Below are 20684 nucleotides of genomic sequence, written 5' to 3' on the forward strand. Positions count from 1 at the left end.
CCAGCGCTCAGCCGCCGACGTGGATGCCCGGTCGGCGCGACGGGTCCGGCTCACTCTTGCGGATGATCTCCCGGACCACCGGCGGCGTGTCGCCCCGACCGAGGATGAGGTAGCGCAGCAGGTGGGCGAGCGGGTTGCCCTCGGACCACTCGAAGTGCGCGTGCGGGCGTACGCCGGTGCCGTCGCGCAGGGCGAGCAGGATGGCCGCGATGGCGTTCGGGACGGCCGGGCTGCTGGCCCGCAGCACCCGGTAGCCGCCGACCTCCACGCCGTGCACCCGCAGCACCTGGCTGAACTGGGACGGGTCCACCACGTCGATCTCCAGGAAGAGCACGTCGGCCGCACCGGGCACCGGGTTCATGCCGCGCTGCGCCCGCTCCTTGACCCGGTACTCCTTGAGCGCCCCGCTGTCGCGCTTGTTGGCGATCAGGTGCAGCCGGCCGTCGTGGGTCAGCGAGTCGGCGATGAACCGCCGGGCGGTCGGGTCGAACTCGATCCGCTCCGCCCGCAGTTCGGTGGTGCGGGACACCCGGGAGATCAGCGAGACGGCGATGATCCCGGCGATGAACAGGGCCGAGATGGCGATGCCGTCCGGCTTCTCGATCACATTCTCGGCGAGGGCGTAGAGCAGGACGGCGGTGAGCAGGCCGAAGCCGGCCCCGGCGATCCGGTGGTGGGCCCGCACGGCCGCGATGGTCACCGCCACCGCGCCGGAGACCATCATCGCCAGGATCCCGGTGGCGTACGCGCCGGCCTGGGCGTTGACGTCCGCCCGGAAGGCGACCGTGATGGCGATGCTGATCACCGTGTAGACGATCACCACCGGCCGGACCGCCCGGCCCCACTCCGGCGCCATCCCGTACGACGGCAGGTAGCGCGGCACGATGTTGATCAGGCCGGCCATCGCCGAGGCGCCGGCGAACCAGAGGATCAGCACGCTGCTGATGTCGTAGACGGTGCCGAACGCCTCGCCGAGGTGTTCGTGGGCCAGCCAGGCCAGGGCCCGTCCGTTGGCGGCGCCACCCGGCCGGAACTCCTCCGCCGGGATCAGCACCGTGGTGACGAACGTGGTGGCGATCAGGTACACCGACATGATCAGCGAGGCGGCGGCGAGCAGCTTGCGGGTGTTGCGGATCCGCGCCTCCAGGCGCTGCCGGGAGTCCGCCCCCACCCCCTTCACCAGCGGCATCATGCTGACCCCGGTCTCGAAACCGGACAGGCCCAGCACCAGCAGCGGGAAGGCCAGCACCGCGGGCCCGAGCAGGTCGCCGAGACCGGTGCCGCCGGCGGTCAGCGCCTGCGTCCAGTCGCCCACCAGGGACGGGCTCGCGGCCACCTCGGCCAGCCCGACCACGACGATCACCGCGTTCAGCCCGAGGAAGACCGCGACCAGCGGGATGGCCACGGTGACCGCCTCGCTGAATCCCAGCAGGAACACCCCGCCGAGGACCAGCAGCAGCACCACGGTCACCACCACGGCGGCGGCCGTGCCGTGCGGGAAGGACGCCGGCAGGTACGGGTTCTCCAGCAGGTGGACCGTCGCGTCGGCGGCGGAGAGGGTGATCGTGATGATCCACGAGGTGGCGACGAAGCCGAGCAGCACCAGGACGAAGATCTTGCCGCGCCAGAACGGCAGCAGCCGTTCCAGCATCGCCACCGAGCCCTGCCCGTGCGGGCTCTCCCGGGCCACCCGCCGGTACATCGGCAGCATCCCGAACAGGGTCAGCGCCACGATGAGCAGGGTGGCCAGCGGGGAGAGCGCCCCGGCCGCCAGCGCCGCGATGCCGGGCAGGTACGACAGGGTGGAGAAGTAGTCGACGCCGGTCAGGCACATCACCCGCCACCAGGGGTGGCGCTTCTGCGTACCCTCCTCCGCCTCGGGACCGGCGGGCTGCACCTGGTGGGCGAAGAGCCAGCGCCGCAGCGGGTCGGCCGCCGGGCGGGGGCGGGCGTGGCTCTCCACGCACTCGGGGACCGTCACCGACCCGGACCGGGTGCGCTCCCCCTGGAGCGGATCGCGGGCCGCCCGTACCTCAGGCCCGAGACCCGCCGGCGTGCCACGCCGCCCCCGGGTACGCCGTGGCGCCGCCCCGTCCCGCCCGTCCCCCATGCCCGTCCCACTCTCTACGGTCCTGCACCGACCGTAGGCGGTCCCCGCGGCACGGCTCGGCGGAACCGGCAAGCCGGGAGATCATCGAGGGCACGCCACCGCGCCGGCCCCGCTGCCCTCAGCCCGGTGGCGCCCCCAGGACGTCCCGCAGGGCCTCCGGGTCGGAGACGGTGACCGTGGCGCCCGGGTGGCGGGGCCACGGCCCCGGCACCAGGGCCGGGACGGCGTCGGCGAATCGCACACAGACCCCCGCGGCGGTGCTGGTGCCGAAGGTGACCCCCTGGTCGGCGAACGACAGGTGCGGCCCGATCGTCCGCCACCACCGGTACGGCCCGTCGAGCCGCGCCCCGGTGATGTTCGCCCGGGGGGTGCGCAGCCGCCAGGGTCCGTACCGGATCTCCAGCGCCTCGTCGTCGACGAGCACCCAGGAGGTCTCCGGGCGTACGCCGAGCAGCGCCAGCGGGGCCCGGAAGGCGGGGTCGAAGCGGAACGCGGAACGGTGCACGGACATGACCCGCGGGTACCCGGTGCGGGCCGGCCGACACCCCGGCTCACTCCAGCGCGCGGGTCCAGTCCTCGACGTGCGCGTCCAGGTGCGCGGCGGTGGCCCGCCAGTACGGGCCGTCGACGGTGAAGATCCGGGCCCAGGGCTGCACCCCGTCGCGGGCGCCGTCGCGCAGCAGCGCGTACATCGCCCGGGCCCGGCGGCCCAGGGTGGCGGCCAGCGCCGGGCGGTCGGCGCCGGCCAGGCCGTACCCGTCGACCAGAGCGCGCAGCCGCCGCGCGGACTCGGCGACCGGCCGGTCCGGCCGGAGGCCCGCCATGGCCTGCGCGGCGTACGCCAACTCCCAGCGCCGGGTGCCGGGGCCGGCGCCGTCCCAGTCGATCAGCACCCAGCCGCGGTCGGCGCGGACCAGGTTCCAGGGCGCGGCGTCGTGGTGGCAGACGAGGTCGGCGCCGTCCGGGGCGATGGCCACCCGCCAGCCGGCCGGCTCCGGGGGCACGAACCCCGCCACCGCGTCGTGCAGGTCGGCCAGCAGCCGGCCGATCGAGGCCAGCTCCGCCAGCGGGTACGTCCCGGCCTCCGCCCCGCACTCCCCCGGCACGTACTCCAGCACCTGGCGGCCGCGCGCGTCGCGGCCCAGCGGCCGGGGCGCGCCGGTGAAGCCCACCGCGTGCAGGTGCGCCAGCAGCGCGTCGACGCTGTCGGTCCACGGGCCGGCCGGCCGGCGCACCGTGTCGCCGACCCGGACCACGCCGGTGGTGACGTTGCCGGGCAGGGGCTGTTCGGTCAGCGGCATCGGGCCATCCTGCCCGGCGGGGACGCGTCCCCGCGCCCCGGTTTTCCGGAGCGCGGGGACCCCCCGTCCCCGGCTACTGCAGGTACGCCCCCAGTGGCGACAGCAGCAGCCGGCCGAGTGCCGCGGCGTTGTCGTCCAGCCGCGTGCGCTCGCAGTCGCGGGCGTGCGGGTCGTGCCGGCACCGCCAGATCCTCTGGGCGTTGCGCCAGGCCACGTCCCGGGTGTATTCCACCAGTTCGCCCTGGTACCAGTCGTCGACGTCCCCGTTGAGCATGTCGATCAGCAGCTGCCACCGCTCCAGGTAGCCGCGCCGTAGCGAGGGGATCTTGTCGGCGAAGATGTCGTTGATCTTGAGATAGTCGCGGTGCTGCTCGCTGCCGTCGACCGGCTCGGACTCCAGGTGGTCGAAGGTCGTCACCAGGGCGAACGGCAGGTCGAAGTTGATGTGCGCGTTCACCCCCGCCGCCGCCGACGGCAGCGGCCGGGCGTCCGGGCCGCGCATCCGCTTGAACAGGCACGACCAGGCCTTCGGGGTGGTCGGGCTGGACTCCGTCCACAGCCGCAGCGCGTCGAAGTAGCGGGTGGCGAACTCCACGTCGAGCCGGGACAGGAAGACCGGGTCGGCGAAGAAGTCGTCGTACAGCCCCTCCAGCACGCTGGTGGTGATGGTCAGGTACAGCTCGTTGAAGTCGGCCAGCGGGCAGCTGCGCTCCAGCGGAGGCAGCCGCACCAGCAGGTCCTGGAGCTTGGTGAGGTGGTCCACCACCGCCGGCACGTCGCCCGGGTGGTCCGCCAGCAGCCCGACGATGTCGGCGTGGACCGGGCCCCAGACCGGTTCCGTCATGTCTCCTCCACAGTGGTCGGGGCACCCCCGTGCCGTCGGCGTCGCTGGACAGCCTTCCAGCGACACCGACGTACGGGATCAGTAGAACGACGTATTCGTCGCGGCCCGGTTTGCGTCAGTCGGCGCGGTTGCGCAGGTAGATCGCGCTGGCCTGGACCCGGGTACGCACCTGGAGCTTGTCGAAGATGTGCGAGACGTGCACGCCGATGGTCCGCTCGCTGATGAACAACCGCTGGCCGATCTCCTTGTTGGTCAACCCCTCGGCCACCGCGGCGAGCACCTCGCGCTCCCGGGCGGTCAGCACCGCCAGTTCGTCGCTGACGGGCTCGCTGCGGGTCGCCCCCGCGCCGCCGGCCGGCTGGGCGCGCTCCTCCAGCTCCACCCGGGCGCGCCCGGCGAGGTTCTTGATCTCGCTGGTCAGCGGCACGGCACCCAGCCCCTGCGCCATCTCGTACGCCCGGCGCAGCAGCTTGGCCGCGGTCGCGCTGCGGCTGCGCCGGGCGAGCAGCGCCTCGGCCTGCCGCAGCCGCGAGTACGCCGCCGGGTACGGGTGGTTGCGCCGGTCCCACTCGGCGGCCGACCGGGCCCACAGGTCGGGGTCGCCCCGTCCGTCGAGCCGACTCAGCTCGGCCGTGCAGAGCACCAGGAAGCCCTCCGCGCCCAGGCGTACCGGCCGGGCGGCGTGGGCGCTCTTGCGGGCGACCCGGTCGACCACCTCGCGCAGCCGCCGGACCACGGTCTCGTCGACCGGCACCGTCCGGCTGGCGTGCGCCTCCGCCTCGGCGCGCAGGCCGTGCCAGGCGAGGGTGGCCAGCAGCACCACGTCGTCCGAGCGGCTCTCGGTGAGACCGCGCTGCACCGCCTGCCGGGCCACGTCGTGCCGGCCCTGCCACATCGCCAGCCCGGCCCGCAGGATCAGCATCGGCAGCACGTGGCGCGCCCCGCCACCGGCCAGCACCGTGGCCACCGCCTCCAGGTCGCGGTCGGACGCCTCCACGTCGCCGTAGCCGACGGAGAGCCGACACCGGGCCAGCAGCAGCTCGACCGCGTCCGCGCCGGACGGGCGGTGCCGCAGCGCCGCCGCGACGACCTTCTCCGCCTCGGCCCACTGCCCCACCCGGAACAGCCCGTTGGTGGCGATGGCCAGCAGCCGGGTCTCGTAGGTGCGTCCCAGGCCCAGCTCGGCGACCCGCTCGGCGCCCCGGCGGGCCACCACCACCCCCTCCTCGAGGATGTTCAGCGGCCCGGTCAGCAGCTCCGCCAGGTGCAGGTACGCGCACGCCACGTCCTCGGGCCGGCCGGCCCGCTCGGCGATCTCCAGCGCCCGCCGCACCACGGCCAGGCCGGCGTCCGGGTCCTCCAGGAACGCCTCGCTGAAGCCGAGCGCCGAGCTGGCCAGCACCACCTCGGTGGTGCTGCCGTCGACCTCGGCCGCCAGCGCCAGCGCCTCCCGGGCCCGGGCGCCGGCGTCGGCGTACCGGCCCAGGTGCAGCAGCAGCTCGGCGAGGTGGGCGGCGGCGGTGGCCCGTTCCCGGGAGGTGCAGTCCGCGGCCTCCAGCACGCGCTGGTACTCGGCCTCGGCGGGAGCCGAGCGCCCGGCGGCGGCGAGGTAGCGGGCCCGCCGGATGCGCAGCGCACAGGACGGCTCGGAGTCGTCGCCGCCGGCCAGCTCGGCCAGCAGGGAGAGCGCCCGGGCGTGCTCGCCGCACTGGTGGGCGGTCTCGGCCGCGTGCTCCAGCAGCGTCGCCCGGTCGACCTGCACCGGCGCCGCCTCCGTCGGCCCGGCGGGCGGGGTGTCGGCCAGCTGCAACGCCACCGACCAGTGCCGGTGCGCCTCGGCGAAACCGTGCAGCCGCTCGGCCTCGCGGGCCGCGGCCATCGCCGCCGGCAACGCCCGGCCGGGCTCACCCGCCAACCGCCAGTGGTGCGCCAGCCGGGCCTGGTGCAGCTCCGCCGGCGCCCGGGTGAGCGCCTCGGCGTAGCGCCGGTGCAGGGCGGAGCGCTCGGCGGGCAGCAGCTCGTGGGCGAGCACCTCGGCGACCAGGCGGTGCCGGAGCCGGTAGCCGTCGTCGGCGCCGACCAGCAGCCGGTGCGCCACCGCGGCGCGGACTGCCTCGATCAGCTCCTGCTCGGGCAGGCCCAGCACCTCGGCCAGCAGCCAGTGCTCGACCGGCTCCACCCCGGCGGCCACGGCGTGCACCACCGCGTGCGCGTGCTGGGGCAGCGCGTCGACCCGGGACAGGAAGATCTCGCGCAGCGTGTCGGAGAGCCCGTCGCGGCCGTCGCGCAGGTCGCGCGCGAGCTCCTCGACCACGAAGGGGTTGCCGCCGCTGCGCTGCCAGACCTGCTCGGCGGCCTCCGGCGTCGGCGGCGTGCCGACGATCGCGGCGACCAGCCGGTCGGTGTCCGCGCGGTCCAGCGGGGCCAGGTCGACCACCCGGACCGAGCGCAGCCGGCGCAGCTCGGTGAGCACCCGGCGCAGCGGGTGGGCGCCCTGCAACGACTCGGCCCGCACCGCGGCGAGCACGGAGAGCTGGAGGTCGCCCAGACCGGCGAGGAGGTAGAGCAGCAGCTGCCGGGTGCTCCGGTCGACCCACTGCAGGTCGTCGAGGACCAGCACCAGCGGACGGCCCTCGGCGATCAGGCTCAGCCCGCGGGACACCCGCTCCAGCAGGGCGCCGCCGTCGGCCGTGGCCGTCTCCTCGGCGAACGTCCGCAGCAGGCCGCGTACGGCCGACGAGGTCCGCGCCTGGGTGGCGGTCAGCTCGGCGTCGAAGCGACGCAGCGCCTGGATCACCGGGTGCAGCGGCGAGGCGTCGCCGATGTCCAGGCAGGTGCCGGTCAGCACGACCGCTCCCCCGTCGCGCAGCCGTGCCCCGACCTCGTGCAGCAGCCGGGTCTTACCTACCCCGCTCTCACCGCTGACGAAGACCGCCGCCGTCTGCCCGGGCCCGAGTTCGTCGAGCAGCGCGGAATGCAGCGCCGTCAGCTGGTCGGCACGGCCGACGAGCGGTGCATTGTCCACATCGCTGGCCATGCCCGCAGCCTAGTCACAGGTCCCCGCACCGTTCTACGGGCTTGATCCCGCTGTGGTACTCCTCGCGTCGACATTGCGACTAAAGGTTGCGACCGGCCGACATACGTCGTTCTGCAGATCCCCCGACGGCCCGGTGGTGACAGTGTCCGGATGTCGTAAGGCACCACTGCTGGGGGGAAAGGTGGGTGCGATGCCACTGTCCACGGTCGCCACCGGTCGGGAGGACGTCACGTCACCCTGGCCGGTCCGGGAGGAACGGCGCGTGGTCAGCGTGCTGTTCGCCGACATCGTCGGTTCGACGGCGCTGACCGAACGGCTCGACCCGGAGGACGTCCGCGCGCTGCAACGCGCGTACTTCGACACCGTCGCCGGGGTGCTGCGGCACTGGCACGGCGTGGTGGAGAAGTACGTCGGCGACGCGGTGATGGCGCTGTTCGGCGCGCGCCGCTCCGACGGGCTCGACGCGTACCGGGCGGTGCGGGCCGCGCTGGAGATCCAGCGTGCCCTGGACCGGCGGCCCATGCCGGGGGGCGTGCGGCTGCGGGTCCGGGTCGGGGTGGCCACCGGTGAGGCGGTGGTCGACCTGGCCGCCGCCCGCGACGGCGGGCACGGCGCGGCCAGCGGCGCGGTCACCACGACCGCCGCCCGGTTGCAGGAGTACGCCCCGGCGGGCGGGGTGGTGGTCTGCGCCGCCACCCACCGGGCCACCGCCGACCTGGTCGACCAGCGGGTGCTCGCCCCGGTGGCGCTGGCCGGCAAGGCGCTGCCGGTCGACGTCTGGCGGGTCACCTCGCCGGCCCGGCCGCGACGGACCCGGCACGAGGGTCCGCTGGTGGGCCGGCGCCGGGAGCTGGCCACCGCCCAGGACCAGCTCGTCCGGGCCGCCCGCGAGCACCGTCCACGATGGGTGTCGCTGGTCGGGCCGGACGGCATCGGCCGCAGCCGGCTGCTGCACGAGCTGCGCCACGCGCTGCGCGAGGTCGACGGGGTGGCGGTCCGCTGGTGCGTGGCGCACTGCCCGCCGTACCCGCAGGGGGCGCTCGGGCCGGTCGCCGAGCTGGTGCGCGACCTGGCCGGGGTGCGCGACAGCGACCCGCCGGCGGTGGTCCACCGGCGGCTGGCCGCCCTGGTCGACGGGCTGGTCGCACCGGCCCGGGCCACCCCGACGGTCGCCGCGCTGGCGGCGCTGCTCGCCGCGCCGGAGGGCACGGCCACGGCGACCGGTGGTCCGGCGGCCTGCCGCCAGCTGCTGCTGGCTCTCGCCGCCCGGCAGCCGGTGGTGGTCGCGGTCGACGACCTGGACCGGGCCGGGCCGGAGCTGGACCGCTTCCTGCGGGCCCTCTTCGCGGCGGCCACCCTGCGCGGACTGCCGTTGGCCGTGGTCGCCACCCACCGGCCGCAGCTGGCCGACCCGCTGCCCGTGCCCGACGACCGCCGCTGCTGGGTGGCGCTGGCGCCGCTGGGCGCGGTCGACACCGGGCGGTTGCTGCGCCGGCTGCTCGGCCGCGCCGGCCGGCCCGCCGCGCTCGCCGGCCGCCTGCTACCGCTGGTCGGCGGCATGCCCGGGTACGCCGGCGCGTACGTCGCGGCGGGTGGCAACGGGGAGCCCGGACTGCCGGAGGCGGTACGCCGGATGGCCTCCGCCCGGCTGGACCTGCTCGACGACGCACGGCGGGCGGTGCTGACGGCGGGCGCGGCGCTCGGCGTCGACTTCACCGCGCCGGCCGTCGACCGGCTGCTCGGCTGGGCGCCCGGGCGGGCGGCGACGCTGCTGCGCCGGCTCGCCACCGCCGACGCCCTGCTCCGGTGCGACCGGCACGGCCGGTACGAGATCGTGGACCCGGCCCTGCGCCGGACCGCGTACGACCGGCTGCCCCGGGCCGTCCGCGCCGAGTTCGGCCGGCGGGCCGAGCAGTGGCGCGCGACGACGCCCGGGCGGGTGGCGCCCACCCGCTCCGGCCCGCCCGCTCCCCGCCTCGCCCCGCCCCGCCCGGCCGCCGCCGAGCCGGCTCCCGCCCTCGACGCCGAGCAGGTGTCCGCCCTCGCCGCCGAGCGGATTGCCGCCCTCGCCTCGGAGCCGGTTGCCGCCCTCGCCGCCTCGGCTGCAGCCTCCGACGGCGGGCGGGACCGCGACGCCACCGCACCGCGCCGCAACCCGGTGGCGCCCGGCAGCCGGTCCACCCTGGACGGTGCCGGGCGGTGGTCGACGCCACCGGCGTCGTCGCCCCGGCACCGGGCTCGGGACGGGCGCACCCGGGCGGCCGGCGGCCTCCGCCCCGACCGGGGGCCGGGTCCGCGTTCCGGCGGCAGCCACGAAGACAGGGTCGTGCTACTCCCCCGGCTCGCGGCCGGGCCGCGCCGGCACGGGCGAGCCCCCGACACCGTCGCGGGCCACGACCGGACCCTGCGCAGCGCGCCGGACGGGCGCGCGCACCGGCCGTCGTCGCCTCCTGCTTTCACCGGCCGGGGCAGCGCGGCCGTCGTGCTGGCACTGCGTCACGCGGCAGCCGAACCCGCCGAACCGACGCCGCCGCACGGTGCCCCGCCACTGAGACGGGTGTCCTGAACCGCTCGCCCGGCACGCTGGGCGGCCGGCGAACCGGCGGATCGCGCGGGCCGGAGACCAGGGCGGCCACAGGCTTCGGCCGGCTGGCGAGTTCGCACCCTGGCTGCGCGCTCTGCGGCGTGTCGCGGGGTCGCCGGGCCGGGGTGCCGCAACACGCCGCAAGGCGGGTCGGGCTGGCCGTGCCGGAATGCCGGTCGGCTGGCCTCGCCGTCCCTGCTGGCCGGCGAATCGCGCCCCGGCCGCTCGGTTTGCGGTGGTGCGGAGCCCGACGGCCCGCCGCTCGGGCCGATGGCCTCAACCGCGCCGGGCGGCCGACCGGCGGACCGGCGGGCGGGTGGCGCGGTGGACGGCCGGGTCAGTCGGCCGACGGGCCGGGCAGCCCGGCGAGGAAGGTCAGGACCCGCTCCCAGGTCTGCTCGGCGGCCCCCGGATCGTGGTCCGGCACGTCCGGGTCGGTGAAGAGGTGCCCGGCCCCCGGGTAGCGGAACACCTCCAGCCGCGCCCCCGCCCCGGTCATCGCCCGCTGCCACTCGGCGACCTCCTCCGGCGTCTCGTACTCGTCGGGGTCGGCGAGGTGCAGTTGCACCGGCAGGCCCGGGCGGACCGCGGCCGGGTCGGCGCCGGTGCCGTGCAGGAGCAGCAGCGCGGCGGCGTCGGGCCGCTCGGCCAGCAGCGCCCCGGCCACCCCCGCCCCCATCGACCAGCCGGCCAGCACCGTCTCGGGCGGCAACGGGGCCAGCGCGGCCCGGCCCCGCCGCAGCACCTCGTCGTGGCCGATCTTGTCGAACAGCGCGAAACCCGCCTCCACGGTGTCGGTGGGCGGCTCACCGTAGAGGTCGGGGGTGACGACCCGGTGCCCGGCCGCGCGCAACCGGTCAGCCTGGGCCAGCACGGCCGGCCGGAGCCCGTACACGGAATGGAAGAGCACGATGTGTGTCATCCGGTCATCGTGCCGGAGACCGCCGACGGCGGGGGCACGCCGCGCGGTCAGCCCCCGGTCCCGCGGGCCAGCGTCCGGCTGCGGCCCCGGAACTCGGCGACCACCTCGTCACCCCGGGAGACGGTGACGTCGTAGATGCCGCTGCGACCGTAGCGGGTCCGTTCGGTGGCCCGGGCGGTCAGCAGATCGCCCTCGCGCACCGGGCGCAGGAAGCTGATCTCCCCGCCGGCGGCGACCGTGGCCGGGCCGTGGCTGTTGCAGGCCAGCGCGAAGGCCGTGTCGGCGAGCAGGAAGACGAAGCCGCCGTGGCCGATGGCGTGCCCGTTGAGCATGGCCGCGGTCACCCGCATCCGGGCCACCGCGGCGCCGTCACCGGCGGAGACCAGCTCGATGCCCAGGGCGCGGGAGGCCACGTCCGCGTCGAACATGTCGTGCGCGGCGGTACGCCCCGCCGCGACCCGGCCGTTCTCCGCCATCTCAGCCCACCCGCCGCTGGTCGACGATCCGCCGCATCTTGCCCATCGAGCGCTCCACCCCGTCCGGCGCGATCACCTCCACCGCCACGCTGACCCCGATGGTGTTCTTCACCTGCTCCACCAGGGCCCGGCCGGCGCGGGCGGCCTCCTCGACGCCGACTCCGGTGCGGCGCTCCACCTTGACCGTCAGGGTGTCCATCCGCCCCTCGCGGGCCAGCACGCACTGGAAGTGCGGCGACAGCGCGGGGGTACGCAGGATCAGCTCCTCGATCTGGGTCGGGAAGACGTTCACCCCGCGCACGATCATCATGTCGTCGGTCCGGCCGGTGATCTTCTCGATCCGGCGCATCGGCCGGGCGGTGCCGGGCAGCAGGCGGGTGCGGTCGCGGGTGCGGTAGCGGACGACCGGCATCGCCTCCCTGGTCAGCGAGGTGAGCACCAGCTCGCCCTGCTCGCCGTCGGGCAGCACCGCGCCGGTGACCGGATCGATGATCTCGGGATAGAAGTGGTCCTCCCAGAGGTGCAGCCCGTCCTTGGTCTCCACGCACTCGGTGGCCACCCCCGGGCCCATCACCTCGGACAGGCCGTAGATGTCCACCGCGTGCATGTCGAGGCGCTGCTCCATCTCCCGGCGCATGTCCTCGGTCCACGGCTCGGCGCCGAAGATGCCGACCCGCAGCGAGGTGGCGCGCGGGTCGACGCCCTGCCGCTCCATCTCGTCCACGATGGCCAGCATGTAGCTGGGGGTGACCATGATGACCTCGGGCTGGAAGTCGCGGATCAGCAGGACCTGCCGCTCGGTCATCCCGCCGGAGACCGGGATGACGGTGCAGCCCAGCTCCTCGGCCCCGTAGTGGGCGCCCAGGCCGCCGGTGAACAGGCCGTAGCCGTACGCCACGTGCACCCGGTCGCCGGGCCGCCCGCCGGAGGCGCGGATCGAGCGGGCCATCAGCCGCGCCCAGGTACGCAGGTCCTCGCGGGTGTAGCCGACCACGGTGGGCCGGCCGGTGGTGCCGGAGGACGCGTGCAGCCGCGCCACCTGCTCGCGGGGCACCGCGAACATGCCGAACGGGTAGTTCTCCCGCAGCTCCGCCTTGCCGGTGAACGGGAACCGGGCCAGGTCGGCCAGCTTTCGGCAGTCGTCGGGGTGCACGCCGGCCGCCTCGAACGCCCGCCGGTAGTGCGGCACGTTGTCGTACGCGTGCCGCAGCGACCAGCGCAGCCGGTCGAGTTGCAACGCACGCAGCTCGTCGACGCCGACCCGCTCGACGGGTTCCAGCTCCTCCGGCGAGGGGGTGCGGTCCTGCACGGTGCCTCCTGTGCGCGCGGGTACCGGCGCGGGTCCGCGCCGAGGCGACGTTGCGTACCGTACGCCCCGCCCCGGACGGCCGACCAGCGCGGCGACGGTCGATGAACCTGCCGCCCCATCACGCAGTGAAGCGGCACAATGGCGCAGGGTGGCACACGGCGTGGGAGGGTGGCGACGATGACGCGTACCGACACGGCACCGGCGGGCATCGGCGGGCGGGCGGGGGTGGCCCCGACGAGCCGGCGGGAGGACCTGGTCGCCGTCCTGCTCGGCGCGTGCCTGGTGGGCGGGGCGCTGGCCGACGGGTGGGCGCACACCCGCCTGCTCGAGACCATCGAGGGTTTCTTCACGCCGTGGCACGGCCTGCTGTACGCCGGCTTCGCCGGCAGCGCGGGGTGGATCTGCTGGCTGGCGTACCGGCGTCGGGATCGCGCGCCGCGGTGGTGGCGCGACGGCTGGCCGCGGGGGTACCGGGTGGGCGCGATCGGCGTCGCGGTCTTCGCCGCCGGCGGGCTGGCCGACCTGGTGTGGCACGAGACGCTCGGGGTGGAGGTCGGGCTGGACGCCGAGTTCAGCCCCAGTCACCTGCTCCTCGACGGCGGGGCGGTGCTGCTGCTGACGAGCCCGCTGCGCTCCTGGTGGGCCAGCCGGGAGGGCGGGGCGCGGGCGGCTACCGGGCTCGCCTCGTTGGCGCTCGGCACGATGGCCACCACGATTCTGCTCGGCCACTCCTCGGCGTTCCTCAGCGCCGCCGCCACCCAGGAGACGGGGGCCTCCGGTGCCCAGCAGGCGGCCGTCCTCGGCGTGGACGCGTACCTGGTCACCACGGTGGTCATCGGCGTGCCGTTCCTGCTGTCGCACCGCCGCCGGGCGACGCCCGGGGCGGCCACCGCCGTGGTCGCCGGGGTGGCGCTGTTCGCCCTGGTGATGTTCGAGTTCCCGGTGCCGCAGGCCTGGGGCGCGGTCGGCGCGGTCGCCGGCGCCGCCCTCGCCGACCTGGTGCTGTGCCGGTCGGACGCGGTACGCGGCCCGGACGCGGCGCTGCGGCTGCCGGTCGCCGGCGCGGTGCTGGCCGCACTGGTCTGGGGTGGGCACCTGGCCGGGCTGGCGCTGGCGGACGGGATCGGCTGGACGCCGGAGGTGTCCAGCGGGGTGGTGACGTTGACCGCGGTCGAGGGCGCGCTGCTCGGTGGGCTGGCCGCCCGCCCGCTGCCCGACGCGAACTGATTCCCCGACGGGCCGGGCCGGGGCGGATGGTCCGGCCGGGCCCGCCGTGGCTCGTCCGCCGACCGCTGTCAGGGGTTCTGCGGGTCCAGGTTCCGGTCCCGGAGCAGGGCGTCGAGCTTCGCCTCGATGCGCTCGTCGGACTCGCGGGACTGCGACGATCCCCAGTGGTAGAACAGCGCCAGCCCGGCGGCCTGCCAGATCAGCTGGAGGAACTCCGACTGCCAGTTCTCGAGCGTCGAGGCGAAGAACTGCGGCAGGAACTCGCTCCAGGCGAAGGACTGCCCGTGCTGGCTGGCCTCGTTGCTCTCCACGACCATCTGGAAGATGAACTGACCGCCCCAGGAGAGGAGGAAGAACGCGCCGGTGACCAGGGCGAACGAGTACGCCTTCGGCCACCCGGGCTTGCGGAACGGCGGGCCGTCCGGCCGCCGGCGACCGCCATGGGACCCCTTCTTCTCCCCGTCCCCCGCCGCGCGTGTGCCGGCTGTGGTGCTGCTTCCCGCCATCACGAACCCCCTCTCGACGATCGTTGTCGCGCGGTTGTGCCCCGACGCCCGTCAGCCGAAACCGACGCGGCGCGGCGCGGGCGGTGCTCCACGCCGAACCGACGCAACCGCCGACGACCGTATGGTGGACCCGATCGGGCAGGTCAGGCCCTGCGCCCGGGGTCGACCGGTGGTCCGTTCACTGATGGGAGGACGGGTGTCAGCACCCCGGCGCATCGACCCCGACGTCGACCTGCGCGTACCCGCCGACCGGCGCGAGCTGGGCGCACGCCCGGCGGCCGTGCTCGGCGCCGTCGCCGCCGGCGGGGTGCTCGGCGCGCTGGCCCGGGCGGGCGTCCAGGCGGCGCTGCCGCACCCGCCCACCGGCTTTCCGTGGTCGACCTTCTGCGTCAACGTGACCGGGTGCCTGCTGATCGGGGCGCTGATGGCGGTGCTCGGCCGGCGTGACGCGGCCCCGCTGGTCCGCCCGTTCCTCGGCGTCGGCGTGCTCGGCGGGTTCACCACCTTCTCCGCGTACGTGGTGGACGCCCAGCGGGCGGTCACCGCCGGGGCGGCGCCGGTCGCGCTGGCGTACCTGGCGGCGACGCTGGTCGCCGGCCTGCTGGCGGTCTGGGTCGGGGACGCGCTGGCCGCCCGGCTGCTGGACCGGGACGTCGACCGGTGACGGTCCTGCTCATCGCCGTCGGCGCGGCGCTCGGCGCGCCGCTGCGCTACCTGACCGACCGGGCCGTGCAGGCCCGGCACGACTCGCTGCTGCCCTGGGGGACCCTCACCGTCAACGTGGCCGGTTCGCTGCTGCTCGGCGTGCTGCTCGCCGTACCCGCCGGGCCGGCCGTCACCGCCCTGGTCGGCACCGGCTTCTGCGGCGCGCTGACCACCTGGTCCACCTTCGGCTACGAGACGCTGCGGCTGGCCCGCGCCGGCGCCCGGCGCCACGCGCTGGCCAACGTGCTGCTCAGCGTGGCCGCCGGGCTGGCCGCCGCGACCCTCGGCTACGCGCTGGGCCGGGCGCTGACGGGCTGACGTCGACCGGGGCCCCGGCGGGCGGGGCCACGCGGCAGGTCCCACCCGTCCGGGGCGGCCGGTCGGCGGCTACGGAACCGGATCGGCCGGCCGGGCGCGCCCGGTCAGCCCGACCACCGGGCCCACCACGAAGACCGCCGGCGGCCGGACGTCCTCCCGGGCCGCCAGCTCCCCCACCTCGTCCAGCCGGGACGACAGCGACCGCTGACCCGGCTGGCCGGCGTCCTGCACCACCAGGACCGGGGTGTCGGCCGCCCGGCCGTGCTCGATGAGCACCGCCGCGATCTTCTGCACCGTGTCGACCGCCATCATCAGCACCAGGGTGCCCCGGGCCCGGCCCAGCGCCGCCCAGTCCACCAGCGAGTCCGGGTGCCCGGGCGGCAGGTGGCCGGAGACGACGGTGAACTCGTGCGCGACCCCCCGGTGGGTGACCGGCACACCGGCCAGGGCCGGCGCGGCGACCGCGCTGCTCACCCCGGGCACCAGCACCGTCTGGACCCCGGCCGCCGCGCAGGCCTGGACCTCCTCGTGGCCCCGGCCGAAGACGTACGGGTCGCCGCCCTTGAGCCGGACCACCCGCCGGCCGGCGCGGGCGTGCGCGATCAGGGTGTCGTTGATGGTGTCCTGCCCCATCGACGGCCCGCGCGGCACCTTCGCCGCGTCGACCACCAGCACCCCGGGGCGCAGCCCGGCGAGCAGGCCCTGCGGGGCCAGCCGGTCGGCCACCACCACGTCCGCGGCGTCCAGCAGCGCCCGCCCCCGTACGGTGATCAGGTCGTCCGGGCCGGGGCCGCCGCCCACCACGGCGACCTGGCCCGGGCGCAGGCCGGGGTCCTGGCCGTGCTGGTGGTGCCCGTGGTGCTGGTGCCCGTCGTGGTGGTGGTGCTGGTGGCCGCCCACCGGATCGTCCGGGTGGTCGTGCGGGGTCTGCGGCCGGCCCACCTTGTCGGCGAAGCCCGGCATCAGCACCCGGTACGCGCAGGTGTCGCAGTTCATCCGGATGTCCCCGCGCAGCGCCTCGGCGTGCCGTTCCAGCACCAGGTCGGCCAGCGCGTCGCAGTCGCCGATCAGGTCGGCCACCCGCACGTCCAGGTCGGGGTGGGCGGCGGCGAACTCGGTCGACCGGGCGACGATCCGGTCCGGCAGCACCCCGGCGAAGAGGAAGTACGGGGCGACCACGATCCGCCGGGCGCCGAGCCGGCGCAGCCGCTCCAGCACCGCCGGCACGGACGGCTCGGCCAGGGAGACGAAGCCCGGTTCGACCCCGGCGTAGCCGCGCCCCTCCCAGAGCAGCCGGGCCACCTTCGCCACCTCGGCGTTGGCGTCCGGGTCGGTGGAGCCCCGGCCGATCAGCGCCACCCAGGTGCCGGCCCGGTCGGCCCCGGCCAGGGCGGCGTCGATCCGCTCCGCCAAGGCGGTGTGCAGCAACGGGTGCGGCCCGAGCGGCCGCCCGTAGCGGTAGGTCAGGCCGGGGTGGCGGTCCTGCTCGCGGGCCAGCGCGGCGGGGATGTCGCCCTTGCCGTGCCCGGCGGCGGTGAGCACCAGCGGCAGCGCCACCAGCGACCGGTGGCCCCGGCCGGCCAGCGCGCCGACCGCGTCGGTCAGCGGCGGGCGGGACAGCTCGATGAAGCCGCCCTCGACGTCGCCGGCGCTGCCGGCGGCGCGCCGCCGGACCCGGTCGACGAGCGCGGTGAACTGGTCGACCCCGGCCGCGCTGCGCGTGCCGTGCCCGACGATGACCAGCGCGGTCATGGCGCCTCCTCCTGGTACAGCAGGGCGTTGAGGGCGGCGGCGGCGACCGCCGAGCCGCCCTTCTCGCCGACGTTGGACACGGCGGGCAGGCCGCTGGCCCGCAGCGCCGCCTTGCTCTCGGCGGCGCCGACGAAGCCGACCGGCAGCCCGACGACCAGGGCGGGCGCCGCGTCGAGCGTGATCAGTTCGGCCAGTGCGGTCGGCGCGCAGCCGACCACCCAGACGGCGCCCGGCCCGACCCGGTCCAGGGCGATGCGCACCGCCGCCGCGGAGCGGGTCAGGCCGGTGTCGCGGGCCAGCTCGGCGGCGGCCGGCTCGGCGACCGGGCAGACGATGTCCCGACCGGCCCCGGTGATCCCGGCGGCGACCATCCAGACGTCGGCCACGATGGGCGCGCCGGCGCGCAGCGCGGCCAGCCCACCTGCCAGCGCCGCCTCGTCGCAGACCAGCTCGGTGACGTAGCCGAGGTCGGCGCTGGCGTGCACCACCCGCTCGGTGACCGCCCGGCTCAGCGGGGGCAGGTGACGCAGGTCGACCCGGTCCCGCAGGATCCGGTACGACTCCCGCTCGATGGGATGCACGACACGGGTCACGGTCGCTCCTCGGCCGTGCCGCCGTAGCGCCGGTCGTGGCCGCGCAGCTTCCACAGCACCACCGCGCCGACCCAGGCCAGCACGAAGAGCAGCACCACCGCGTAGCCGAGCTGTTCGAAGTGGTCGCCCAGCGCGGCGTACCCGGACAGCGCGGTCAGCCCGAGCTGGTCGACCAGCAGGCTGGCCAGGTAGACGCTGGCGACCAGGGCACCGACCAGCACGGTCATCCCGGTGGTGGCCAGGTTGTACCAGAGCCGCCGGGCCGGGTGCCGGTACGCCCACGAGTAGGCGCGGGCCATCAGCAGGCTGTCGGCGGTGTCCATGGCGGACATCCCGGCGGCGAAGAGCAGCGGCAGGGTGAGCAGGGCCAGCACCGGCAGGCCGCCGCCGGCGGCGGTGCTCGCCGACAGCGACAGCAGGGTGACCTCGCTGGCGGTCTCCAGCCCCAGGCCGAAGAGGAAACCGACCGGGGCCATGTGCCAGGAGGAGCGGACCAGCGACCGGGCGCGGGAGCCGAGGATCCGGTGCACCAGGCCCCGGTTGAGCAGCAGCAGGTCCAGTTCGGACTCGTCCAGCGCGCCGGCGCGCAGCCGCCGCCACAGCTTCGCCATCCCGGCCAGCACCGCCGCGTTGAGCACCGCCACCAGCAGCAGGAACGCGGTGGCGGTGGCCGCCGCGACCACCGCGCCGACCTCGCGGATGCCGGCCAGGCCGCCGTCGGTCATGGTGGCCGAGGCGAGCCCGATCACCAGGGCGAGCAGCAGCACCACCGCGCTGTGCCCGAGGGCGAAGAAGAAGCCGACGCCGACCGCCCGGCGGCCGCGCAGCAGCATCAGCCGGGTGGTGTCGTCGATCGCGGCGATGTGGTCGGCGTCGAAGGCGTGCCGCACCCCGAGCAGATACGCGAGGGCGCCGGCGCCGGCCAGCCCGCCGGCAGCCGCCGGCTGGTCGTTCCAGTACAGGTAGAGGCTCCACCCGGCGACGTGCAGGGCGGCGACGGCGGCCACCACGCCGCCGAGGCGGACCCGCTCGGCGCGGCTCCACCGGCCGACGGGCGGGGCGGTGGTCGGGGTCGAAGTCATCGGTCTCCTCGTGGTTCGGCGGTGGCGCGGATGGCGTCCACCGGGCAGATCTCCAAGCACTCCAGGCAGCCGGTGCAGCGGTCGTCGCGGACGGTCAGGCCGCCCGGCGTCGGCCGGATGGCGTGCGTCGGGCAGGTGAGCAGGCAGGCGCCGCAGCCCTGGCAGGCGCCGATGATCACCCCCGCCACCGGTACCCCCGGGGCGTGACCATCCGGCCGGCGACCAGCCGGGTTCGGGTGCTGCCGACGACCACCACGCCGTACATGTCGACCAGGGCCGGGTCGAAGGTGGCCAGGGTGGCCAGGTGGACCCGTTCGCCGGCGCGGCTGGCGTTGCGCACCACGCCGACCGGAGTGTCCGGCGGGCGGTGCGCGGCGAACAGCTCCAGCGCTTCACCGAGCTGCCAGTCCCGAGCCCGGCTGCGCGGGTTGTAGAGCAGCGCGACCAGGTCGGCCTCGGCGGCGGCGGTGATCCGCCGGACGATGACCTCCCACGGGGTGTGCAGGTCGGACAGGCTCAGGTAGACGTGGTCGTGCCCGAGCGGCGCGCCGAGCAGCGCCGCGGCGGCCAGCCCGGCGGTCACCCCGGGCACGCCGACCACGTCGACGCGGGCGTCGGCGTACTCCAGGGCGGGGCTGGCCATCGCGTACACCCCGGCGTCGCCGGAGCCGATCAGCGCGACCGCGTGGCCGGCGGTGGCCTCGGCGACGGCGGCGCGGGCCCGCTCCTCCTCCGCGCCGAGCCCGCTGGCGAGCACCCGGGTGCCCGGCCGCAGCAGGTCGCGGACCTGCGCGACGTACTGGTCGAGGCCGACGACCACGGCGGCCCGGCGCAACTCGGCCACCCCGCGCGGGGTGCGCAGGTCGGGCGCGCCGGGGCCGAGCCCGACGATCGCCAGCCGGCCGCGCGGGGCGTGCCGGGCGACGGCGACCGTCGCCATCGCCGAGGCGGTCTTCGGCACCAGCAGGATGGCGTCGCCGCCGCGCAGCGCCGCGGCCTCCGCGACGCTGGGGGTGCCGACGGCGGCGCGGACCACCTCGCTGGGGTGCGGCACCTCGACGGCGGCCAGCTCCGCCACCGGCCAGGTCCGCAGGGGTACGCCGAGCGCGCGGGCGGTGTCCACGATGCCCACCTCGTCGGCCTTGAGGTCGACGCTGGCCAGGCAGCGCAGGCTGGCCTCGGCCAGCCCGGCCCCGGCGAGCGCCCGGCGCAGCAGCCCGGCCACCTCGGCGGCGGCCACGCCCCGGCTGGAGCCGATCCCGGCGACCAGGGACGGCGGGCGCAGCACGGCGGTCCGCCCGTCCAGCGGCACGACCCGGTCGGTGACCAGCAGCCGGTACCCGCCGTCCGGCGCGTCGGCGCGCACGTTCTCGGGCAGCGGCGGCAGCGGCCAGGTGGCGTCGGAGTCGAGGCGGACCGGCTCGCCGTCGAGGATCGCCCGGGAGACGGCGGCCACCGCCCCCTCGACCGGCCAACCGAGGGTGTCCAGGCCGGGCAGGCCGACCGCGTCGGTGGCGGTGGTGACCACCGGGCGGGCGTCGAGCAGCACGGCCACCTCGGCGGCGAGGGCGTTCGCGCCGCCGGCGTGCCCGCCGAGCAACGCGACCGCGTGCCGGGCGGCCTCGTCGACGACCACCACGGCCGGATCGGTGCGCTTGTCGCCGAGCAGCGGCGCGAGGATCCGGACCACCGCCCCGGTGGCCAGGAACGCCACCACCGCGTCGCACTGCGCCCAGGCCGTCCGCAGCGCGTCGGCGACCGTCTCCCCGGGGATCTCCCGGGCGTGCGGCCAGGCGTCGGCGAGGGTACGGGCGTGCCGCCGGCCCGCGGCGGTGGCGGCGACCAGCCCGACGCTGGCGGGACCGGCCGGGGTCCCGACCGTCGGGCTCGCGGCCGCAACGGTCGTGTCCCCGACCGG

At 76.3% G+C, this 20684-nt stretch carries 18 protein-coding genes; 4 read left to right on the forward strand and 14 right to left on the reverse strand.

Annotated features, from left to right (window positions below):
* Positions 1 to 7: 7 nt before the first annotated feature.
* The 5 genes from ACTMS9_RS12970 to ACTMS9_RS12990 form a co-directional block, all read right to left on the reverse strand.
* Positions 8 to 1981: an amino acid transporter gene (locus ACTMS9_RS12970; RefSeq protein ID WP_441146046.1), complete on the reverse strand. Its 1974-nt coding sequence runs from the start codon at positions 1979 to 1981 to the stop codon at positions 8 to 10.
* A 247-nt stretch (positions 1982 to 2228) separates the two neighbouring features.
* A complete protein-coding gene (locus ACTMS9_RS12975) occupies positions 2229 to 2621 on the reverse strand; it encodes a hypothetical protein (RefSeq protein ID WP_441165008.1) in 393 nt (130 codons plus the stop codon).
* 40 nt (positions 2622 to 2661) lie between these two features.
* Positions 2662 to 3411 carry a phosphotransferase gene (locus ACTMS9_RS12980; RefSeq protein WP_441146050.1) on the reverse strand — a complete coding sequence of 250 codons (750 nt, stop codon included), beginning with the start codon at positions 3409 to 3411 and terminating at the stop codon, positions 2662 to 2664.
* A 73-nt stretch (positions 3412 to 3484) separates the two neighbouring features.
* Positions 3485 to 4255 (reverse strand): DUF5995 family protein, encoded by a 771-nt coding sequence (locus ACTMS9_RS12985; protein WP_441146052.1) that lies wholly within the window; start codon positions 4253 to 4255, stop codon positions 3485 to 3487.
* A gap of 115 nt (positions 4256 to 4370) precedes the next feature.
* Positions 4371 to 7292, reverse strand: a complete 2922-nt coding sequence (locus tag ACTMS9_RS12990) for a helix-turn-helix transcriptional regulator (RefSeq protein WP_441165009.1) — start codon at positions 7290 to 7292, stop codon at positions 4371 to 4373.
* Between the two features lie 190 nt (positions 7293 to 7482).
* On the opposite strand from ACTMS9_RS12990, the gene ACTMS9_RS12995 reads away from it, so the two are divergent.
* Positions 7483 to 9858 carry an AAA family ATPase gene (locus tag ACTMS9_RS12995; RefSeq protein ID WP_441165010.1) on the forward strand — a complete coding sequence of 792 codons (2376 nt, stop codon included), beginning with the start codon at positions 7483 to 7485 and terminating at the stop codon, positions 9856 to 9858.
* A 355-nt stretch (positions 9859 to 10213) separates the two neighbouring features.
* Here ACTMS9_RS12995 and ACTMS9_RS13000 read toward each other — a convergent pair whose 3' ends face one another.
* From ACTMS9_RS13000 to paaK, 3 genes are read right to left on the reverse strand one after another with little or no spacing between them, the layout of a single operon-like run.
* Complete coding sequence (locus ACTMS9_RS13000; RefSeq protein ID WP_441146058.1) at positions 10214 to 10798, reverse strand: dienelactone hydrolase family protein; 585 nt, start codon at positions 10796 to 10798, stop codon at positions 10214 to 10216.
* 47 nt (positions 10799 to 10845) lie between these two features.
* Complete coding sequence (gene paaI, locus ACTMS9_RS13005; protein WP_280836593.1) at positions 10846 to 11274, reverse strand: hydroxyphenylacetyl-CoA thioesterase PaaI; 429 nt, start codon at positions 11272 to 11274, stop codon at positions 10846 to 10848.
* 1 nt (position 11275) lies between these two features.
* Positions 11276 to 12583 (reverse strand): phenylacetate--CoA ligase PaaK, encoded by a 1308-nt coding sequence (gene paaK, locus ACTMS9_RS13010; protein ID WP_441165011.1) that lies wholly within the window; start codon positions 12581 to 12583, stop codon positions 11276 to 11278.
* 177 nt (positions 12584 to 12760) lie between these two features.
* Here paaK and ACTMS9_RS13015 point away from each other — a divergent pair, with 177 nt between their 5' ends.
* A complete protein-coding gene (locus tag ACTMS9_RS13015; protein WP_441165012.1) occupies positions 12761 to 13810 on the forward strand; it encodes a hypothetical protein in 1050 nt (349 codons plus the stop codon).
* A 68-nt stretch (positions 13811 to 13878) separates the two neighbouring features.
* Here the strand turns inward: ACTMS9_RS13015 and ACTMS9_RS13020 are convergent, their stop codons facing one another.
* Complete coding sequence (locus ACTMS9_RS13020; RefSeq protein ID WP_441146066.1) at positions 13879 to 14316, reverse strand: DUF6766 family protein; 438 nt, start codon at positions 14314 to 14316, stop codon at positions 13879 to 13881.
* A 184-nt stretch (positions 14317 to 14500) separates the two neighbouring features.
* Here ACTMS9_RS13020 and ACTMS9_RS13025 point away from each other — a divergent pair, with 184 nt between their 5' ends.
* Together ACTMS9_RS13025 and crcB are read left to right on the forward strand one after the other, a co-directional pair.
* Positions 14501 to 14980 (forward strand): FluC/FEX family fluoride channel, encoded by a 480-nt coding sequence (locus ACTMS9_RS13025; RefSeq protein ID WP_441146068.1) that lies wholly within the window; start codon positions 14501 to 14503, stop codon positions 14978 to 14980.
* Positions 14977 to 15339, forward strand: coding sequence for a fluoride efflux transporter CrcB (crcB, locus tag ACTMS9_RS13030; protein WP_441146070.1), 363 nt, complete (start codon positions 14977 to 14979; stop codon positions 15337 to 15339). The genes ACTMS9_RS13025 and crcB overlap by 4 nt, the downstream gene beginning before the upstream one ends.
* A 69-nt stretch (positions 15340 to 15408) precedes the next feature.
* Here the strand turns inward: crcB and cobA are convergent, their stop codons facing one another.
* From cobA to cobJ, 5 genes are read right to left on the reverse strand one after another with little or no spacing between them, the layout of a single operon-like run.
* Positions 15409 to 17091, reverse strand: coding sequence for a uroporphyrinogen-III C-methyltransferase (gene cobA, locus ACTMS9_RS13035; RefSeq protein WP_441165013.1), 1683 nt, complete (start codon positions 17089 to 17091; stop codon positions 15409 to 15411).
* A complete protein-coding gene (locus ACTMS9_RS13040) occupies positions 17088 to 17684 on the reverse strand; it encodes a precorrin-8X methylmutase (protein WP_280836586.1) in 597 nt (198 codons plus the stop codon). The genes cobA and ACTMS9_RS13040 overlap by 4 nt, the downstream gene beginning before the upstream one ends.
* Positions 17681 to 18766, reverse strand: a complete 1086-nt coding sequence (locus ACTMS9_RS13045; protein WP_441165014.1) for a HoxN/HupN/NixA family nickel/cobalt transporter — start codon at positions 18764 to 18766, stop codon at positions 17681 to 17683. Before ACTMS9_RS13045 ends, ACTMS9_RS13040 begins: the two co-directional genes overlap by 4 nt.
* On the reverse strand, positions 18763 to 18954 hold the full coding sequence (locus tag ACTMS9_RS13050) for a 4Fe-4S binding protein (protein WP_441146076.1): 192 nt from the start codon (positions 18952 to 18954) through the stop codon (positions 18763 to 18765). Before ACTMS9_RS13050 ends, ACTMS9_RS13045 begins: the two co-directional genes overlap by 4 nt.
* The gene (gene cobJ / locus ACTMS9_RS13055; protein WP_441146799.1) at positions 18942 to 20612 is read right to left on the reverse strand and encodes a precorrin-3B C(17)-methyltransferase; all 1671 of its coding nucleotides are present in this window, start codon (positions 20610 to 20612) and stop codon (positions 18942 to 18944) included. The genes ACTMS9_RS13050 and cobJ overlap by 13 nt, the downstream gene beginning before the upstream one ends.
* Between the last annotated feature and the right edge of the window lie 72 nt (positions 20613 to 20684).

The sequence above is a fragment of the Micromonospora sp. L31 genome (assembly GCF_052068075.1).
Classification (GTDB): Bacteria; Actinomycetota; Actinomycetes; order Mycobacteriales; family Micromonosporaceae; genus Micromonospora; species Micromonospora purpureochromogenes.